Source organism: Thermostichus sp. OS-CIW-26 (genome assembly GCF_054058395.1).
Window position 1 is genome coordinate 1 of record NZ_JBSSAG010000068.1, and the last position, 2,331, is coordinate 2,331.

1 protein-coding gene is annotated in these 2,331 nt (G+C 58.7%); it reads right to left on the minus strand.

Features of this window, described 5'->3' with window-relative positions; translation table 11 throughout:
• Positions 1 to 192 precede the first annotated feature (192 nt).
• Positions 193 to 2,193: a PhoX family protein gene (locus ACVW0C_RS14215; RefSeq protein ID WP_457386045.1), complete on the minus strand. Its 2,001-nt coding sequence runs from the start codon at positions 2,191 to 2,193 to the stop codon at positions 193 to 195.
• Positions 2,194 to 2,331: the final 138 nt, after the last annotated feature.

Genomic DNA, 2,331 nt, shown 5'->3' on the forward strand with positions numbered 1-2,331 from the left:
TCAGGACTTGGGTCATGGTTCTATCATAACTTCCGCATTCCTCCCGACACTGACCCTACGGGTACAGTGCGGGGCTCCTGCGATTTCTAGCTGACCCTGCAGGGATCAGCCTTGCTGGGTTAAGTGCAAGAAAGCGGCAGAGATGAAGGATCCCTGCCGCTGGGTTTTATGGGCTGACGGCCTCAGAGACAACTAGGTACCGATGATCCCGCCGTCATTTTTGGTGATCACCACCACCGCCGAGCGGGGGTAGAGATTGGGGTCGTAGTCTGGCCAGCGGGAATTGACCTTGCCGGCAGCAAAGTCGTCCTCGCTGGTGCTGGCGCCTGGGTGCTGCACGTTGATGAACATGGTGCGCTGATCGGGAGTGGTGACCACACCGGTGATCTCCTGCCCAATCGGCCCGGTTAAAAAGCGGCGAATTTCCCCTGTATCCGGATCGGCAGCCAACATTTGGTTATTGCCAAAAGGAGCAAAATCCCCTTGGTTGAGATTGCTGTCGCTGGTGTCGGTCTGGATCCAGAGGCGACGGCTGGCATCGAACCACAGCCCATCGGGAGAGTTGAAGATGTTGTCTGCATTGAGGGGTTGACCTGATAGGGTGCGGCTATCTTCAGGCGGCCCGGCCAAGACAAAGAGATCCCACTCGAAACGGGTGGCTTGAGGCCGGTCGTTGGCTTCCTTCCAACGGATGATGTGACCCCACTTGTTTTTGGGACGGGGGTTGGCAGCGTTCACCTGGTCTTGTTCCCGACGGCTGTTGTTGGTCAGGGTGAAGTAGACCATGCGGGTTTGCGGATCCACCGCTCCCCACTCAGGCCGGTCCATTTTAGTAGCACCGACAAAATCTGCCGCCGTGCGGGTATTCACCAACACATCTGCTTGGCTGGTGAAGCCGTTTTCCGGGGTTAGACCGTTTTTCCCAAACACCAGCGGCAGCCACTCGCCCGTGCCATCTTCGTTGAACTTGGCCACATACAGGGTGCCATTGTCCAACAGATGTCCACCCGCCGTTTCCTTGCGGTAGGGCTCGGCAGAGACGTACTTGTAGATGTACTCAAAGCGGGCATCGTCCCCCATATAGGCCACAATCGGCTGGCCTTCCACCGGCGGCTGAAACACCACGCCTTCGTGGGCGAAGCGGCCCAGAGCGGTGCGCTTCTTGGGAGTGCTGCTGGGATCAAAGGGATCGATCTCCACCACCCAGCCAAAAGTGTTGGGCTCATTGCGGTAGTCTTGGGTGGCATCCGCAGCGGTGGGGGTGGCATTGAAGCGGATGAACTCGTCTGCCTTGTTGCTGGCCAGCTCCCAGCCGTAGCGGGAAGTCTCGGTGCTCACGCCGTAGCGCTTGTGCTCCCGGGGCAGGTTGGGCTTTTGGTCGGGGCCTTTGCTGGTGTTGCTGAAGTAGCCAGCCCAGTTCTCCTCACAGGTGAGGTAGGTATTCCAGGGAGTGACGCCGTGGGCGCAGTTGTTCAAAGTACCCCGGGTCATTGTGCCTTCAGGGCTGAACTTGGTTTTCACGAAGTCGGATCCCCGCACCGGGCCGTGGATCTCCATGAGGGTAAGACCGGTGATGCGGCGGTTGAGGCGATCCCGCACCACTTCCCAACTGCCATCTCCCTGCTGCTTGATGTGGACAATGCTCACCCCGTGGCCATTCAGCTCTTTCAGCACCTGATCGGGATCGCGGGTGCCGTCAGGATTGGTGGGATACAGGTCGGAATCCAGCTTCTGGCCCACAGCCGCAGCATGCATAAACCGAGGCTCAACGTACTCGTGGTTAAACACCAGCAAACCCTCGGTGGAGCTGCCCTGCCAGGGATCCTTCCCTTCGATGGGGAAGAAGTGCATGCCATCGTGGTGGCTGCCCACCTGCATTCCCTGCTCGGCACCGGTGTTTTCCAGCTTGAACTGTGGATAGGTGCCGGTGATGGGAGTACCCCAAGCCAGCAGCGGTCGGGCAGTGTAGCCTTCGGGCACCACCAGTTTGTCTTCCGCGCTCACAGGAATTGCCTTGAAGCCCAGCAAAGCACTGCCACTGGCGGCTTTTGCCGATTTGGAAGCACTGTTCAGCGTAGGCAAGCCAAAAAAGGTGGCCACCGCTGCAGCAATTCCCCCCTGCAACACTTGACGCCGCTGCAAACGGCTCTCCAGGATGCTGCTGAAAGTGGGGTTGGGAGAGTGGTTACACATAGGCTCGTCTCCAGGACGAAGCTTAGGGCCATGCGAATGGATACTCACCAAATTTTCGGGCTGGAGGCCCGCACCATAGCCGCAGGCTTGGTGTCGGGAGGAAAGCCCTCCTCCATATAGGTTTGCTGGTCAAAAGTC

Coding starts and splice junctions, on each gene's coding strand:
- ACVW0C_RS14215 (WP_457386045.1), bottom strand. CDS start 2,193: ATGTGTAACCACTCTCCCAACCCCACTTTCAGCAGCATCCTGGAGAGC.